This window comes from Streptomyces sp. NPDC055400, assembly GCF_053644375.1.
In genome coordinates this window covers 89,009-105,003 of sequence record NZ_JBSHLM010000014.1, presented here as the reverse complement: position 1 = coordinate 105,003, position 15,995 = coordinate 89,009, and the positions used below count along the sequence as shown (strand labels likewise).

Sequence of the window (15,995 nt, the reverse complement as noted above, 5' to 3'; positions counted from 1 at the left end):
AAAGTTAAACGGTGCCGACGTACTGTCGTGTGCATCGGCCGATCCGTTCGCAGCGTCGCGACGGACCGGCCGCACCCCCAGCACGTACGTATCGAGAAGGTTGATCCATGTCTCTCGTTCTTGACCCCGCCGCCCAGGACCTGCTGTTCCGCGAGGCCCGCACCGCGAACACCTTCACCGACGAGCCGGTGACCGACGAGCAGGTCCAGGCGATCTACGACCTGGTCAAGTTCGGTCCGACGGCGTTCAACCAGTCGCCGCTGCGCATCACCCTGGTCCGCTCCCCCGAGGCCCGCGAGCGCCTCGTGCAGCACATGGCCGAGGGCAACCGTCCGAAGACGGCCTCCGCCCCGCTGGTCGCGATCCTCTCCGCGGACAACGAGTTCCACGAGGAGCTCCCGGCGCTCTTCCCGCACTTCCCGCAGGCCAAGGACGTCTTCTTCGCGGAGCGCCCCGCCCGTGAGGGTGCCGCCGCCCTGAACGCCGCCCTGCAGGCCGCGTACTTCATCATCGGCGTCCGCGCCGCCGGCCTGGCCGCGGGCCCGATGACCGGCCTCGACTTCGCCGGTGTCCAGAAGGAGTTCCTGGACGACGACCACACCCCGCTGATGGTCATCAACATCGGCAAGCCGGGCGAAGACGCCTGGTTCCCGCGCTCCCCGCGCCTGGAGCACGACCAGGTCATCACCACGATCTGAGTGCTCCCGCCGGGCACTCCCTGCGGGTGCTCCCGCACGCGTGACGAGAAAGGCCCCCCGGCAACGGCCGGGGGGCCTTCCTCATGCACCGAAGTGCCTGAATTACCCGAGATCCCCGAAATCCCGTGCGCCGGGATCCCTGGAACACCTACTTCGTCCGCAGCGCCTCGGCCATCTTCGTCAGCTGCGCGAACGACGCCGTACCGGTCACGACGGTCGTCGACTTGTCACCCTTGAGCACCAGGGCGTCGTACTGGCCGCCCTTGTAGCGCCGCCAGGTCTCGCCGCCGATGCGCTGCGTCGCGCTGGTCTCGGTCGCGCCCTGGCTGGCCCGGTCGATGAAGGCCGACGCCTTCTCCGTGGACTGCTCGACGCCCACGTACTGGCCGTCGGCGTCGTGGAAGCCGAGGTGCCAGGCGTCGAAGTTCGAGCCCTGGAACCGCACCGACGTCGCCTTCCAGGACTTCGCCAGCCCCTCGGGCGCCGCCACCGGGTACGCCGCGGCGCGCCGCGCCGTCAGCAGCTCCACGCGGTAGTCCACGCGCTTCATCGGCGGGGTGCCGGAGTCGTCGTGCGGGACGAACATGTAGATGCCTGCCGCCGCGAGCACGGTCGCGCCCATCGAGAGGACCAGACTTCCCACGGTCTTCTTGCCTTTGGTACCTGCCACGCCCCCCATCGTCGCAGGTACGTGAGCGATCACCGCACGTGGGCCCGGTCCGCTCAAACGTGGGGCCCTCTGCTCATTTTGTCGGCCTGACGATAGAGTCTGTGGACATCACCCTCATCCGGCCGTCGTCGTATCAGAAAGGTGCGTCTCGATGACCGAGCAACACCAGCTGCCGTCCGAACTCGAAGTCCCCGCGGAGGCTCCCGACCGGAACCTCGCCCTGGAACTCGTCCGGGTCACCGAGGCCGCGGCCATGGCCGCCGGCCGCTGGGTCGGCCGGGGCGACAAGAACGGAGCGGACGGCGCCGCCGTGCGCGCCATGCGGACCCTCGTCTCCACCGTCTCGATGAACGGCGTCGTCGTCATCGGTGAGGGCGAGAAGGACGAAGCCCCGATGCTCTACAACGGGGAGCGCGTCGGCGACGGGACGAGCGCCGAGGTCGACATCGCCGTCGACCCGATCGACGGCACCACGCTCTGCGCCAAGGGCATGCCGAACGCCATCGCGGTCCTGGCCGCCGCCGACCGCGGCACCATGTTCGACCCGTCCGCCGTCTTCTACATGGACAAGCTGGTCGCGGGCCCCGAGGCCGCCGACTACGTGGACATCAACGCCCCGGTGGAGGTGAACATCCGCCGTATCGCCAAGGCCAAGCGCGCCGCTCCCGAGGACGTCACGGTCGTCATCCTGGACCGGCCGCGCCACGCGGGCATCATCAAGGAGGTCCGCGAGGCCGGCGCCCGGATCAAGCTGATCTCCGACGGCGATGTCGCGGGCTCCGTGCTCGCGGTGCGCGAGGACAGCGGCGTCGACCTGCTCCTGGGCATCGGCGGCACCCCCGAGGGCATCATCTCGGCGTGCGCCATCAAGTGCCTCGGCGGTGTCATCCAGGGCAAGCTGTGGCCCAAGGACGACGCGGAGCGCCAGCGGGCGATCGACGCGGGCCACGACCTGGACCGCGTCCTGTCGACGAACGACCTGGTCTCCGGCGAGAACGTGTTCTTCGTCGCCACCGGCATCACGGACGGCGAGCTGCTGCGCGGTGTGCGCTACCGCGCCGAGAGCGCCACGACGTCCTCGCTCGTGATGCGCTCCAAGTCGGGCACGATCCGTCAGATCGATTCGCAGCACCGGCTGTCGAAGCTGCGCGCGTACAGCGCGATCGACTTCGACCGCGCCAAGTAGGTCACGCGCGGCAGGTTCTTTCCGCTACGCGTTCGGGGCGCCCCTTTGTGCGGAGGGGCGCCCCATTCGCGTATACGGGAGGGTCGTCAGCCGGCCGCGCGGATCTGGTCGACCGAGCTCGCCGCCTTCTGCAGCTCGACCTCGCGCCGGCGCCTGCGGGCGAGGACCACGCGGCGCTCGGCGGCGGTGAGGCCGCCCCACACCCCGTAGGGCTCGGGCTGAAGGAGCGCGTGCTCGCGGCACTCGACCATCACGGGGCAGCGGGCGCAGACCCGCTTGGCCGCCTCCTCGCGGGACAGGCGGGCCGCGGTCGGCTCCTTGGACGGGGCGAAGAAAAGGCCGGCTTCGTCGCGCCTGCACACGGCCTCCGTGTGCCACGGGGCGTCCTGGTCCCGATCTCGCACTGGCCCCCGCTGCGGGGGGACGGCGGCGACCTGCAGGGACTGATGCGGCGGATGCAGCACGGTCTACTCCTGACGACGGCTTCGCGAGCGAGCGACGATGCAGCAACCTCTACCCGCTGTGTGTGCGCCTATGCACTGAGTTCCGAAGGACGGGAGTTCCCCGGCCACCGGCCGCCGTGCTTCCGCCGCGCGTCCGCCGCCCCGGAGACGCGTCAGCTGTCGAGGTGTTTGCGCACGCGGTCGTGCAGATCGCGCAGGCGCTTGCCGCGCTTGGGCTTGGCCTCGATGTTGCCGAGGACCGCGATGCCGTCGACGTAGACCACGGGCGCGTCCGGGTCGGCCGAGTCGAGAGTGTGCACCTCGAAGTTGCCGAGGACACCGCCGCCGCTGCCGCGCAGCGAGATGTTCTCCGGGACACGGACCTCCACGTTCCCGAAGACGGAGACGGCCTTGATCACGACCTGCTGGTACTCGAAGATCGCCTCGCTGAGGTCGATCTCGATGTTGCCGAAGACGGCGTACGCGTGCGTCCTGCGGCCCACGCGCCAGCGGCCCTTGCGGGCCGAGGTGCTGAAGACGGCGACCAGGTTCTCGTCGGCGACCGCGGGGACCGCGCCCGTGGCGGGACGGTTCGGGGCCGGCGACGAGGCCGTGGGCCGGTGCTGCGTGTGGGCGCCGGGCAGGTCTCTGACGAGCGGCTCCAGCTCGGCGTGGGTCTTGGCGCGGTACACCCCGTCGATCCGCTCGGAGTGCTCCTCCGCGGTGAGCCGGCCCTCCGCGAGGGCCTCGCGCAGGATCTCCGCGGTGCGGTCGCGGTCGGCGTCGGAGGCACGCAGATCGGTCTGCGGCGCGGGCTGCTCGGAGCGCTTCTCAAGGTCCACCCGCTCAGCGTACCCAAACGCGATAGATCGCGACTAGGGGGCGACTGCGGGAACTGAGCCTTACCTCACAGGTTCGCCCGTGCCGTCAGGTTCTACGCTGGTTGGCGCTGCCAACGGATGCCAGCTGCTACCGGCCGAAAGAGGAATGGGCGAGATGCCTGAGTTCGCGTACACCGATCTGCTCCCCCAGGGCGAGGACACCACCCCGTACCGACTGGTGACCACGGAGGGCGTCTCCACCGCCGAGGGGCCGGACGGCCGTACGTTCCTGAAGGTCGAACCGGAGGCGCTGCGCAAGCTCGCCGAAGAGGCGATCCACGACATCCAGCACTACCTGCGCCCGGCCCACCTCGCGCAGCTGCGCCGCATCGTCGACGACCCGGAGGCGTCGGGCAACGACAAGTTCGTCGCGCTCGACCTGCTGAAGAACGCGAACATCGCGGCGGCCGGCGTGCTCCCGATGTGCCAGGACACCGGCACCGCGATCGTCATGGGCAAGCGCGGCCAGAACGTCCTCACGGAGGGCGGCGACGAGGCGGCCCTCTCCCGCGGCATCTACGACGCGTACAAGAACCTCAACCTGCGCTACTCGCAGATGGCCCCGCTGAACATGTGGGACGAGAAGAACACCGGCTCGAACCTGCCGGCGCAGATCGAGCTGTACGCGACCGACGGCGGCGCCTACAAGTTCCTGATCATGGCCAAGGGCGGCGGCTCGGCCAACAAGTCCTTCCTCTACCAGGAGACGAAGGCGGTCCTCAACGAGGGCTCGATGATGAAGTTCCTGGAGGAGAAGATCCGTTCGCTCGGTACGGCGGCCTGCCCGCCGTACCACCTGGCGATCGTCGTCGGCGGCACGTCCGCCGAGTACGCGCTGAAGACCGCGAAGTACGCCTCCGCGCACTACCTGGACGAGATCCCCGCCGAGGGCTCCGAGCTCGGCCACGGCTTCCGTGACAAGGAGCTGGAGGAGAAGGTCTTCGAGCTGACGCAGAAGATCGGCATCGGCGCGCAGTTCGGCGGCAAGTACTTCTGCCACGACGTGCGCGTGGTGCGCCTGCCGCGGCACGGCGCGTCCTGCCCGGTCGCGATCGCCGTGTCCTGCTCGGCCGACCGCCAGGCCGTCGCGAAGATCACCGCCGAGGGCGTCTTCCTGGAGCAGCTGGAGACGGACCCGGCGCGCTTCCTGCCGGAGACCACGGACGAGCATCTCGACGAGTCGGGCGACGTCGTGAAGATCGACCTGAACCAGCCGATGGACGACATCCTCGCCGCCCTGACGAAGCACCCGGTCAAGACCCGCCTCTCCCTGACCGGCCCCCTGGTCGTGGCCCGCGACATCGCGCACGCCAAGATCAAGGAGCGCCTGGACGCGGGCGAGGAGATGCCGCAGTACCTGAAGGACCACCCGGTGTACTACGCGGGCCCGGCGAAGACACCGGAGGGCTACGCGTCCGGCTCCTTCGGCCCGACGACGGCCGGCCGCATGGACTCCTACGTGGAGCAGTTCCAGGCGGCGGGCGGCTCCAAGGTCATGCTGGCCAAGGGCAACCGTTCGCAGCAGGTCACCGACGCGTGTGGCGCGCACGGCGGCTTCTACCTCGGCTCGATCGGTGGCCCTGCCGCCCGTCTCGCGCAGGACTGCATCAAGAAGGTCGAGGTCGTCGAGTACGAGGAGCTCGGCATGGAGGCGGTCTGGAAGATCGAGGTCGAGGACTTCCCGGCGTTCGTCGTCGTGGACGACAAGGGCAACGACTTCTTCAAGGACCCGGCCCCGGCCCCGACGTTCACCAGCATCCCGGTGCGCGGCCCCGGCCTCGCGTAACAGCTGACGCACGACACAAGGGCCGCCCCGCCGACCTCACGGCGAGGGGCGGCCCTTGTGCTGTCTGCCGGAAGGTCAGGCGAACCGCTGGCCCGCCGAGCCGTCGCAGTTCTGGAGCCGTACGTTGTCCTTCGCCGAGGCGAGGGTCAGGCACAGGCCCGTCGAGGCGGCCGGGCGCAGGGTGTCGCCCTGGCGGACGAACTGCTGGTTGGTGCCGCCGTGGCAGTTCCACAGGACGAGGGCCGTGCCCGCCGTGTAGGCGCTGCCGGGGACGTCCACGCAGCGGTCCTGGGTGAGTTCGGAGTGCAGGGACCGGCCGGCCGTGTCGTACCACCAGCCCTGGTTACGGGTTCCCGAGCAGTCCCAGCCGATGACGGCCGTGCCGTTCGCGCTGCTTCCCCCCTTGGCGTCGGCGCACGTGCCGGTGGCCGCGTTCTTCAGTGGCCGGTACGCGTCGTCCCAGCCGCCCTTGTAGAGCTTGGGGGTGCCGGTGCCGGCCGGATCGGCACAACCTGCCTCCTGGTAACCGGAGTTGTAGAGCTGGGTGAGGCAGGAGGCGAAGGCGCCGTGGCCGCGCACGTTCGGGTGGAAGGACTGTCGCACGGAGTTGGAGTCGGGCGGGAACGGGTTGGAGACGTCCACGTAGAGGCCGCGGGCCCAGGTGTCCTCCATGCAGACCTCGTGGCCGTGGAAGAGGCGGGAGTTGTCGAGGTAGACGGCGCCGGACTCCAGGGCGGCCTTGCGCATGCCGCGTTCGAAGGCGGGCACGGCGGCGTTGCGGCCCCAGGCAGCGTCGGAGTCGTAGCCGAGGCAGCCGCCGGGGAGCTTGCCGGGGAAGTTGGGGTTGTCGTGGATGTCGGGGCCGATGGGGCTGGGGTAGCCCATGACGACGAGCTTGTAGTCGCTGTCGGCGTAGCCCGCGCCGCGCATCACGGTCTTCAGGTCGGCGACGGTCGCCTCGACCTTGGGCACGAGCCCGTCGACCCTGGCCTGCCAGCCCGGCGCGTACTTGGGCTCGCACGCGCCCTGGAGCGTGAGGTAACGGGTCACGCAGTCGGTCATGACGGGACCGAACTGGAGGTCGTCGTTGGCGCCCGCGACGAGCACGATCATCTTGATCTTCGTATTGCGCGCCTTGACGGCAAGAGAGTCGCTCTGCACCAGCTCGTCGGCGTACTGCTTGGTGCCGCCGATGCGGATGTTGCCGGTGTACGCGCCCGAGCAGGAGACGTTGTACGTCACGTCGGCCGGGATCCCGGTGCGGTGGATGGCGGAGTCGGGCGAGCGGTGGCACCAGTTGTCCGGGCCGTTCGTGCCGGCCTCGTACGTGCCGACGCCCTCCCCCGAGATCTCGCTGTCCCCGAGCGAGATCAGGGCGGTCCTGCGGTCGGCGAGGGGCCGTTCGGCCGGGTCCCCGTAGAGCTTGGTGGCCTCGGCCGCGCGGATCTTCTCCAGGTCCGGCGGGAGCGGGCTGGTGGCCGCGGTGGCGGGTGCCGCGGACGCGGTCGGCGCGGTCAGGCCGACGAGTGCGGCGGCCGTCGCCGCGACAACGGCGACGGCGCATCTGATGCTGGGTCTGGTGCGGTGCAGGACGTTCATGACGCCTCCCCGGTTTGGGTGTTACCCGAGGTATTTACTGGCGAGTAAGAGACTTGGGAATAGCCAGAACAAGACAAGTGCTCACGTTTTACGGAGGGATGACGATGACGACGGCGATGAATGACGGCGGCGGCGACAGCGGCCGGTACCGGATCGAGCACGACTCCATGGGCGAGGTACGGGTCCCCGCGGACGCCAAATGGCGGGCCCAGACGCAACGGGCCGTGGAGAACTTCCCCATCTCGGGCCAGCGCCTCGAGCGCGCCCACATCGAGGCGCTCGCCCGCATCAAGGCGGCCGCGGCCCATGTGAACGCCGAGCTCGGCGTCGTGGACAAGGACATCGCGCAGGCGATCGCGGAGTCGGCCGGCGAGGTCGCCGACGGGCGCTGGGACGACCAGTTCCCCGTGGACGTCTTCCAGACCGGCTCCGGCACGTCGTCCAACATGAACACCAACGAGGTCCTCGCGACCCTCGCGACGGAGCGCCTCGGCCGCGACGTCCACCCGAACGACCATGTGAACGCGTCCCAGTCCTCGAACGACGTCTTCCCGTCGTCGATCCACATCGCGGCCACCGCCGCCGTCACCCATGACCTGATCCCGGCGCTCGGCCATCTGCGGGCGGCCCTGGAGCGCAAGGCGGAGGAGTTCGCCGACGTCGTGAAGTCGGGGCGCACGCACCTCATGGACGCGACGCCGGTGACCCTCGGGCAGGAGTTCGGCGGGTACGCGGCGCAGGTCGCGTACGGCGTCGAACGCCTTCAGGCCTCGCTGCCGCGCCTGGCCGAACTGCCGCTCGGGGGAACGGCGGTGGGCACGGGGATCAACACGCCGCCCGGGTTCTCGGCCGCCGTCATCGCGGAGGTGGCGCGGACCACGGGTTTGCCGCTGACGGAGGCGCGCAACCACTTCGAGGCGCAGGGCGCGCGCGACGGCGTCGTGGAGACGAGCGGGCAGCTGCGGACCATCGCCGTCGGCCTGACGAAGATCGCCAACGATCTGCGCTGGATGGCGTCGGGACCCCGCACCGGACTGGCCGAGATCAGCCTGCCGGACCTGCAGCCGGGCTCGTCGATCATGCCGGGCAAGGTGAATCCGGTCATTCCCGAGGCGGTGCTCATGGTCGCCGCTCAGGTCACGGGGAACGACGCGACGGTCGCCGCCGCGGGCGCCGCGGGGAACTTCGAGCTCAACGTCATGCTGCCGGTCATCGCCAAGAACGTCCTGGAGTCGGTCAGGCTGCTCGCCAACGTCGCGCGTCTGCTCGCCGACCGGACCGTGGACGGCATCACCGCGCACCGCGAGCGCGCCCGCGAGTACGCCGAGTCGTCACCGTCCGTGGTGACCCCGCTGAACAAGTACATCGGCTACGAGGAGGCCGCGAAGGTGGCCAAGAAGTCACTGGCCGAGCGGAGGACGATCCGCGAGGTCGTCCTGGAGGGCGGCTACGTGGAGCGCGGCGACCTCACGGTCGAGCAGCTCGACGAGGCGCTGGATGTCCTGCGGATGACGCGCCCGTAACAGCGTTTGGCGACTGACCGAATTCGTGACGCGTACCGCGGCGTCACGTGCCGGGGGCACCTAATATCTGTCCATGACGGACCGGACGAGCATTCTGGCAGGTGAGACCGACGGCAGCGTCGGGCGCTGGGCGCCCGGCAGCCGGATTCTGTGGCGGTACCGGACGAACGGCGGGGACGGCTTCCACATCTGCCGCCCCGTCACGGTCGTCGAGGACAGCGCCGAGCTGCTCGCCGTGTGGCTGGCACCCGGCACCGAGTGCGTGAGACCGGTCCTGGCCGACGGCACACCGGTGCACGAGGAGCCCCTGGCCACCCGGTACACGAAGCCGCGCACCGTCCTGCGCGACCGGTGGTTCGGCACCGGCGTCCTGAAGCTGGCGCGGCCCGGCGAGCCCTGGTCGGTGTGGCTGTTCTGGGAGCCGGGCTGGCGGTTCAGGAACTGGTACGTGAACCTGGAGCAGCCGCGGGTGCGGTGGGCCGGCGGCGTGGACTCCGAGGATCACTTCCTCGACCTGTCGGTCTACGCGGACCGCACCTGGCGCTGGCACGACGAGGACGAGTTCGCGCAGGCGCAGATCGCGGGCCTGATGAGCGCGGCGCAGGCCGCATCCGTACGGAGAGCGGGGCGCGCCGCGGTCGAGGTGATCGAGGGCTGGGGGCACCCGTTCCCCGACGGCTGGCAGCACTGGCGGCCCGATCCCGCGTGGCCGGTTCCCGCGCTTCCGGGTGACTGGAACCGTACGCCCGCGCATGTGTCCTCATGAGACCCTTGATGCGCCCCCGTGGTTCAAACGTAGGATCGTCCTCCGCAAGTGCACACAGGTACAACTCTTCGCGCTTGCAGCAGGTCTGACACGATGTCAACGAGGTCATCGAGGGGCGGCGGGACCGTGAGTCACGGCAGCGAGGGTTACGAGACGTACGGGAGCGGCCGCCGGACCCCGGCGCCGGACCGTACGGGCCAGGCCGAGGCCTTCGACGCGATCGGCGCCCGCTACGACGACGCCTTCCCGCACAAGGAAGGCCAGTTGGCCGCGGTGGACGCGCTGCTCGCGGGCCTCGCACCGGGCTCGCGCGTGCTCGAGGTCGGCTGCGGCACGGGAGTTCCGACGAGCCGCCAACTGGCCGACGCGGGGCACCTCGTGGTCGGCGTGGACCTGTCGGCCGGCATGCTGGAACTCGCCCGCAAGAACGTCCCCGAGGCCGAGTTCCATCAGCTGGACCTCGCCTCATTGAGACCCGAACAGGGCGAAGAGCCGGGCGAGTTGGGCGAGTTCGACGCTGTCACCTGCTTCTTCACGCTGCTGATGCTGCCGCGCACCGAGATCCCTGCGGCCCTGCGGCTGCTGCGCTCGATGCTCCGGCCGGGCGGGCTGCTCGCCCTGTCGATGGTCGAGGCCGATCTGGACGACGCGGAAATTCCGTTCCTGGGACACACAATCCGGGTATCGGGATTTCTGCGGGACGAGCTGCGCCAGGCCGTACGCGACGCGGGACTGGAGATCACCGGCGAGCACACGTACGCGTACGCTCCGGCGAGCACCGAAGTACCACCCGAACACCAGCTGTTCTTCAACTGCCGGCGTGCCGGGAAGTGAAGCGGCACGTCGTTAGGCGCGCAGCCCAGGACGGACGGATTCGAAACGCGTGACGGAGCACCCGACCTCCCACGAGGGCCGCCGGCCGGCCGCCCGCCCCGCCGCCCCCGCGGACCCCCGCGGGGCCCTGAGGCGCGCCTCCGACGCGCTCCCCGCACAACAGGGGCGCCCCGGACCGACCGCGTCCGCCGACGACGCCGATCCCGCGCGCCGGGCGCCCGCGCCGGGCGCCTCCGCACCGCGCGACGCCGCGGCCGAGCGCTCCGGAGCAGCGCCCGTCGAGCCGCCGCGTCGTGAGAGCGGTGGCGGTGGCGTGCCCGGGCGGCGCAAGCCCGGTTCAGCTTCCGGGGACGCCGACAGCGCGCCCGAACACGCCCTGTCGGACGCCGGACCGGACGATCCCCACCGGCCGAGGCCCGTGCCCGACCGCCGGAGCGGACAGCCGCGCCCGCCGGGGACACCCTTCCCGATGCGGCGCGACGGTGACCGGCTGCGCTTCGTGGGCGCCGCGACCCGGCGGATCGCCCGCGGGATAGACCTCGACGAGATCGTCATGGGCCTGTGCCGCGCGTCCGTACCCACGTTCTCCGACGTGATCCTGGTCTATCTGCGGGACCCGCTGCCGGTGGGCGACGAGCGGCCCACCGGGCCTGTGGTGCTGCGGCTGCGCAGGACGGACCGGCTGCGCCTCATCGAGGAGGGCGCCGAGGATCCGGACACCGACGGCGGCGGACTCCTGACGATGGCGGCCGGCGCCGCCCAGGGCGACCCCGTCACCGCCGAGCTGTGCGAGGTGCGGACCGGCGGCGCGCTCGCCGAGGTACTGCGGGGCGTACGGCCCGTGTTCGCGGACTCGCCCGCCGCGCTGGCCGCGCTGCCGGAGCTGCTCGGCGACGACCCGGACCTCGCCCTGCCCACCGGGCAGCGGGCGATCCTCGCGCCGCTGCGCGGGCGCCGCCGGGTCATCGGCGCGGCCGTCTTCCTGCGCCGCCCCGAGCGCCACGCGTTCGAGAACGACGACCTGCTGGTCGCGGGGCAGCTCGCCACGCACAGCGCGCTCGGCATCGACAAGGCCGTCCTGTACGGCCGCGAGGCGTACATCGCCGACGAGCTCCAGCGCACGATGCTGCCCGAGACGCTGCCGCGGCCCACGGGCGTACGCCTCGCGTCCCGGTATCTGCCGGCCGCGGAGACCGCGCGCGTGGGCGGCGACTGGTACGACGCGATCCCGCTGCCGGGCAGCCGCGTCGCCCTCGTCGTGGGCGACGTCATGGGCCACTCCATGACGTCCGCCGCGATCATGGGCCAGCTGCGCACGACCGCGCAGACCCTCGCCGGCCTCGACCTGCCGCCGCAGGAGGTCCTGCATCACCTGGACGAGCAGGCCCAGCGCCTCGGCAGCGACCGCATGGCGACGTGCCTGTACGCCGTCTACGACCCGGTCTCGCACCGCATCACCATCGCCAACGCGGGCCACCCGCCGCCGGTCCTGCTGCATCTGGGCGGCCGCGCCGAGGTGCTGCGCGTCCCGCCGGGCGCGCCGATCGGCGTCGGCGGGGTCGACTTCGAGGCGGTCGAGCTGGACGCCCCGGCGGGCGCGACGCTCCTCCTCTACACGGACGGTCTGGTCGAGTCGCGGCTGCGGGACGTGTGGACCGGGATAGAGCAGCTGCGCGAGCGGCTCGCCGCGACGGCCCAGCTGACCGGCCCCGACCATCCGCCGCCCCTCGAGGCGCTGTGCGACGAGGTCCTCGACATGCTCGGCCCGGGCGACCGGGACGACGACATCGCGCTGCTCGCGGCCCGCTTCGACGGGATCGCGCCGAGCGACGTCGCGTACTGGCTGCTCGAGCCAGAGGACGCGGCGCCGGGCCGGGCCCGCCGCCTGGCGCGCAGCGCGCTCGCCCGGTGGGGTCTGGAGGAGCTGACCGACTCGGTGGAGCTCCTCGTCAGCGAGGTCGTGACGAACGCCGTGCGCTACGCGTCCCGGCCCGTCACGCTGCGTCTGCTGCGGACCGACGTGCTGCGCTGCGAGGTCGGCGACGACGTGCCGCAGCTGCCGCGGCTGCGGCAGGCCCGCGCCACCGACGAGGGCGGGCGCGGCCTGTATCTGGTCAACAGGCTGGCGCGGCGCTGGGGCGCGACGCGGCTGAGCACCGGGAAGGTCGTGTGGTTCGAGCTGCCGCACGGGAACGGCACTTCCTGAACCTGGACAGGCGAGGGGGCCCGCGACCGTACGGTTGCGGGCCCCCTCGCGTGCGTCACTGTCAGCCGGTCTGCCCGCGTGGCTTGTTACTGCCCGAACCGGCCGGGTTCTCCGGGATTCCGAAGGTCGGCGACGAGGAGTCCGTCGGGGGCGTGACGCCGCCTGACGGCTCGTCGGTCGGCGGGGTGGTCTCCGGGCTCGACTCCGGGGGGCTCGGGGTGTCCTCCGGGGTGGACTCCGGGGCGCTCGGCGTGTTCTCCGGGGTGGACTCGGGGGCACTCGGGGTGTCCTCGGGAGTGGACGGCACCTCGACGGCGGCGCCCATGTCCGTGTCGAGGTCGAACTCGCTCGGCGCGCCCATCGCGTTGAACGTGTACGCCGCCCAGATCTCGGCCGGGAAGCCGCCGCCGTTGACACGGCCGCCGCCTCCGGCGCCCTTCAGCGTCAGCTGCGTACCTTGCTTGATCGGCTTGCCGTCGGAGTCCTTGGCGCCCGGCGCCGCCTCGCCGAAGAGACCGACCGAGGTGACGAGCTTCGGCGTGTAGCCCGTGAACCAGGCCGACTTGTCCTCGTCGGACGTACCGGTCTTGCCCGCGACGTCCTGGCGGGAGTTGCGCACGGCGAAGCCCGTACCGTCATCGACCACGCCGGTGAGCACCGAGGTGACGGAGTCGGCGGCGCCGCGGCTGATGACCTGGGTGCCGATCGGGTCGGGCAGCTCGACCGTGCGGTCCTTGTGCTCGGCGCTCTTGAGGATCGCCGGGGTGACCTTCTTGCCGTGGTTGTCGAGGGTCGCGTAGACGCCCGCCATCTCCAGCGGGCTCGCGCCCATGGAGCCCAGGGTCTGCGCGGGAACGGCCTGCTGGTCCTTGACGTCCATGCCGAGCTCGCCGGCCGTCTTCATGACCTCGTCCATCCCGACATCCACGCCCATCTGCGCGAAGACGGAGTTGATGGACTTGTTCATGGCCTTCTGGACGGTGGAGGGACCGTAGTCGACGCCGTCCTCGTTCGGCGGGGCGAAGCCGACCTTGCTGCCGCCGTCGACGACGGGGCGCTTGCTCGTGCCGTCGTAGATCGTGTTCGCGGTGATCGGCTTGCCGGTCTGCGTCTGGGCCTGGTTCTCCAGGGCCGAGGCGAAGATGATCGGCTTGAACGTCGAGGCGGGCTGGTAGTCACGCCGCATCGCGTTGTTCGTCCAGTGCTTGGTGAGCCCCTCGCCGCCGTACATCGCGAGGACGCGGCCCGTCTTGGGATCGACGGAGACGGCGCCCGCCTGCACATTGGCGTCGGTCTTGCGGGACTTGGGGTTCAGCTTGCTGGTGAGCTTGGCCTTGACGGCCTTCTCCAGCTGGTCCTGCTTCTTCTTGTCGATGTTGAGCGTGATGGTCCAGCCGCCGTCGTTGACCAGTTTCTCGGCGTCCTTGTCCGAGACGCCCTGGGCGACGAGCTGCTTCTCCAGGGAGGCGTCGGCGGCCTTCACGAGATAGCCGGTCTGGCCTTCGAGGCCGGGCGCGGCCTTGGGCTTGTCGGGCACGGGGAACTTCAGGCCGGCTCGCTCGCCCGCAGAGAGCCAGTGCTTCTCGACCATGTTGTCGAGCACGTAGTTCCAGCGCTGCTTCACCAGCTTCTTGCCGGTGTCGGAGGCGACGGCCCAGTCGTACTGGCTGGGGGCCTGGAGCAGCGCGGCGAGGTACGCGCCCTGCGCCACGGTCAGCTCGCTCGCGTCGACGCCGTAGTAGGCCTGGGCGGCGGCCTGGATGCCCGAGGCGCCGCGGCCGTAGTAGCTGGTGTTGATGTACCCGGCGAGGATGTAGTCCTTGGACTTCTCGCGGTCCACCTTCAGCGAGATGACGATTTCCTTCAGCTTGCGGCTGACCGTCTGGTCCTGCGTCAGGTAGTAGTTCTTCACGTACTGCTGGGTGATGGTCGAGCCGCCCTGCTTGCCCTTGCCGGTGACCGTGTTGATCAGGCCGCGGGCGGTGCCGCGCAGGTCGACGCCCTTGTCGGCGTAGAACGACTTGTTCTCGGCGGCGACGAAGGTGTGCTGCACGCCAGTGGGCACCTCGGAGAGGTCCACGATCTCGCGGTTGACGGCGCCGGTGCGGGCCATGACCGAGCCGTCGCTGTACTTGTAGACGTTGCTCTGCTTCTTCGCGAGGGCGTTGCCCTCGGGTATGTCGATCACCAGGTACAGCACGATGAACGCGCCCATGCCGAGCAGGCACAGGCCGAGGAACGTGCCGAGGATCTTCTTCCAGGTGAAGAAGCGGCGTATACCCGTCCGCCGGGTGGACGAGCCCCCGCGCGCCGCCCGGCGCGCGCCGCCGCGCTGCCGTGCTCGTCTCTCGTCCGCTCGACCCATGGCTCCCGGTACTCCGCTTCTAGTCGCTGACACGTCCGCGCGCCCACGGCGCACTTCACACTCATCGGTGCTGAATCAGCTCATGAAGCTAACACCGCACCTAAGGGCAAAAGGCTGCCGATCCGGGCATTTCCGGACGTGACAATCAGCACCTACCCCATGGGAACCGACGAGCGACGGGCTCGGATGGTTGCGTGATTCTCGATCGTGTGAACCGGATCGCACCAGACAGTACGGGTTCGGGCGTCCTACGATGATGACCTCGGCACCAGTCCATGGGGAGGCGCGAGATGTCCGCAGCGCCTGTCGAGCACACCTGCCCCGAGCCCCAGTCGGCCCCTCGTCCGCTGACACTGCTCGAGCAGGCCGACAAGCTCACGGATCAGCTCCCTGGCTATCGGGTCGAGATCCTCGGAGGCGTGCTCACGGTGACCCACTCCCTGACCTCGCCCACGCGAGAGCTCTGTCCCGCCTCAGGCGCCCGTTCGTCGCGGCCGGCTTGGACGGCGGCGAGACCGAGGTCCTGGAAGGCGTCGGCCTGTGGCTCCCGGACGGCCCCGAGGACTTCGCCGTACCGGACCTCTGCGTGATCGATGCGGACGCAGAGGATCACCTGGTCGAACACAATTGTTACGACCCGGCGCCCTTCCGCCTCGTTCTTGAGGTGACCTCCGGCAACTACCGCAACGACCTCCGGACCAAGGTCGCCGCCTACGGCAACGCGAAGGTCCCGGTCTACGTGATCGTCGACCGCAAGCACAACCGCCTGCACGTCCTGACCGAGCCCATCGAGAACGGATACGGCAGCCACCGCCTCCACGCTCCCGGCCGGCAGGTCACGCTCCCGGAATCCCTCGGCGCGAGGTCACGCTCGACGTGACCGAAGTCCTCTCGGCGGCCACCACGGTCACACCACAGCGCTGAGGGCCCAGCCGGTCCTGAACACAGGAACGCTCTACCGGTGAGCCCCTCGGAAGAGGAGCGCGAGGGTCCCCCCGAGGGGCCCGCACGCCGGTCGCGGCCGCAGCGCAAACAGGT

The 15,995-nt window shown here is 70.5% G+C and carries 12 protein-coding genes and 1 pseudogene; 8 read left to right on the top strand and 5 right to left on the bottom strand.

Going from position 1 to position 15,995, the window contains the following annotated elements:
- Positions 1-107: 107 nt before the first annotated feature.
- Positions 108-698 carry a malonic semialdehyde reductase gene (locus ACWIGU_RS32075; RefSeq protein ID WP_266560603.1) on the top strand — a complete coding sequence of 197 codons (591 nt, stop codon included), beginning with the start codon at positions 108-110 and terminating at the stop codon, positions 696-698.
- Positions 699-846: 148 nt separating this feature from the next.
- On the opposite strand, the gene ACWIGU_RS32070 is transcribed toward ACWIGU_RS32075, so the two are convergent.
- Positions 847-1,368, bottom strand: a complete 522-nt coding sequence (locus ACWIGU_RS32070; RefSeq protein WP_356277113.1) for a DUF4245 domain-containing protein — start codon at positions 1,366-1,368, stop codon at positions 847-849.
- 151 nt (positions 1,369-1,519) lie between these two features.
- Between ACWIGU_RS32070 and glpX the strand changes: the two genes are divergently transcribed.
- Positions 1,520-2,554, top strand: coding sequence for a class II fructose-bisphosphatase (glpX, locus tag ACWIGU_RS32065; protein WP_454405171.1), 1,035 nt, complete (start codon positions 1,520-1,522; stop codon positions 2,552-2,554).
- Positions 2,555-2,640: 86 nt separating this feature from the next.
- Here glpX and ACWIGU_RS32060 read toward each other — a convergent pair whose 3' ends face one another.
- Both ACWIGU_RS32060 and ACWIGU_RS32055 read right to left on the bottom strand, forming a co-directional pair.
- Positions 2,641-3,018, bottom strand: a complete 378-nt coding sequence (locus tag ACWIGU_RS32060) for a WhiB family transcriptional regulator (RefSeq protein ID WP_100596553.1) — start codon at positions 3,016-3,018, stop codon at positions 2,641-2,643.
- A gap of 152 nt (positions 3,019-3,170) precedes the next feature.
- The gene (locus tag ACWIGU_RS32055; protein WP_454405170.1) at positions 3,171-3,839 is read right to left on the bottom strand and encodes a DUF1707 SHOCT-like domain-containing protein; all 669 of its coding nucleotides are present in this window, start codon (positions 3,837-3,839) and stop codon (positions 3,171-3,173) included.
- Between the two features lie 154 nt (positions 3,840-3,993).
- Here ACWIGU_RS32055 and ACWIGU_RS32050 point away from each other — a divergent pair, with 154 nt between their 5' ends.
- A complete protein-coding gene (locus tag ACWIGU_RS32050) occupies positions 3,994-5,664 on the top strand; it encodes a fumarate hydratase (RefSeq protein WP_454405169.1) in 1,671 nt (556 codons plus the stop codon).
- 75 nt (positions 5,665-5,739) lie between these two features.
- Here ACWIGU_RS32050 and ACWIGU_RS32045 read toward each other — a convergent pair whose 3' ends face one another.
- On the bottom strand, positions 5,740-7,263 hold the full coding sequence (locus ACWIGU_RS32045) for a ricin-type beta-trefoil lectin domain protein (RefSeq protein ID WP_454405167.1): 1,524 nt from the start codon (positions 7,261-7,263) through the stop codon (positions 5,740-5,742).
- Between the two features lie 116 nt (positions 7,264-7,379).
- On the opposite strand from ACWIGU_RS32045, the gene ACWIGU_RS32040 reads away from it, so the two are divergent.
- The 4 genes from ACWIGU_RS32040 (at position 7,380) to ACWIGU_RS32025 (ending at position 12,592) form a co-directional block, all read left to right on the top strand.
- Positions 7,380-8,786: a class II fumarate hydratase gene (locus tag ACWIGU_RS32040; RefSeq protein ID WP_454405326.1), complete on the top strand. Its 1,407-nt coding sequence runs from the start codon at positions 7,380-7,382 to the stop codon at positions 8,784-8,786.
- A gap of 73 nt (positions 8,787-8,859) precedes the next feature.
- Positions 8,860-9,552: a cytidylyl-2-hydroxypropylphosphonate hydrolase gene (gene fomD, locus ACWIGU_RS32035; RefSeq protein WP_454405166.1), complete on the top strand. Its 693-nt coding sequence runs from the start codon at positions 8,860-8,862 to the stop codon at positions 9,550-9,552.
- A gap of 93 nt (positions 9,553-9,645) precedes the next feature.
- Positions 9,646-10,386: a class I SAM-dependent methyltransferase gene (locus tag ACWIGU_RS32030; protein ID WP_454405165.1), complete on the top strand. Its 741-nt coding sequence runs from the start codon at positions 9,646-9,648 to the stop codon at positions 10,384-10,386.
- A 49-nt stretch (positions 10,387-10,435) separates the two neighbouring features.
- Positions 10,436-12,592: a SpoIIE family protein phosphatase gene (locus ACWIGU_RS32025; RefSeq protein ID WP_454405164.1), complete on the top strand. Its 2,157-nt coding sequence runs from the start codon at positions 10,436-10,438 to the stop codon at positions 12,590-12,592.
- A 61-nt stretch (positions 12,593-12,653) separates the two neighbouring features.
- On the opposite strand, the gene ACWIGU_RS32020 is transcribed toward ACWIGU_RS32025, so the two are convergent.
- Complete coding sequence (locus ACWIGU_RS32020) at positions 12,654-14,957, bottom strand: transglycosylase domain-containing protein (RefSeq protein WP_454405163.1); 2,304 nt, start codon at positions 14,955-14,957, stop codon at positions 12,654-12,656.
- Between the two features lie 290 nt (positions 14,958-15,247).
- On the opposite strand from ACWIGU_RS32020, the pseudogene ACWIGU_RS32015 reads away from it, so the two are divergent.
- A pseudogene (locus ACWIGU_RS32015) lies at positions 15,248-15,881 on the top strand (Uma2 family endonuclease).
- Positions 15,882-15,995 lie beyond the last annotated feature (114 nt).

What these genes read in the sequence shown, in the direction of transcription:
- glpX (WP_454405171.1), top strand. Translation starts at nt 1,520, where the DNA reads ATGACCGAGCAACACCAGCTGCCGTCCGAACTCGAAGTCCCCGCGGAG.
- ACWIGU_RS32045 (WP_454405167.1), bottom strand. Translation starts at nt 7,263, where the DNA reads ATGAACGTCCTGCACCGCACCAGACCCAGCATCAGATGCGCCGTCGCC.
- ACWIGU_RS32040 (WP_454405326.1), top strand. Translation starts at nt 7,380, where the DNA reads ATGAATGACGGCGGCGGCGACAGCGGCCGGTACCGGATCGAGCACGAC.
- ACWIGU_RS32075 (WP_266560603.1), top strand. Translation starts at nt 108, where the DNA reads ATGTCTCTCGTTCTTGACCCCGCCGCCCAGGACCTGCTGTTCCGCGAG.
- ACWIGU_RS32030 (WP_454405165.1), top strand. Translation starts at nt 9,646, where the DNA reads ATGTCAACGAGGTCATCGAGGGGCGGCGGGACCGTGAGTCACGGCAGC.
- ACWIGU_RS32050 (WP_454405169.1), top strand. Translation starts at nt 3,994, where the DNA reads ATGCCTGAGTTCGCGTACACCGATCTGCTCCCCCAGGGCGAGGACACC.
- ACWIGU_RS32020 (WP_454405163.1), bottom strand. Translation starts at nt 14,957, where the DNA reads ATGGGTCGAGCGGACGAGAGACGAGCACGGCAGCGCGGCGGCGCGCGC.
- fomD (WP_454405166.1), top strand. Translation starts at nt 8,860, where the DNA reads ATGACGGACCGGACGAGCATTCTGGCAGGTGAGACCGACGGCAGCGTC.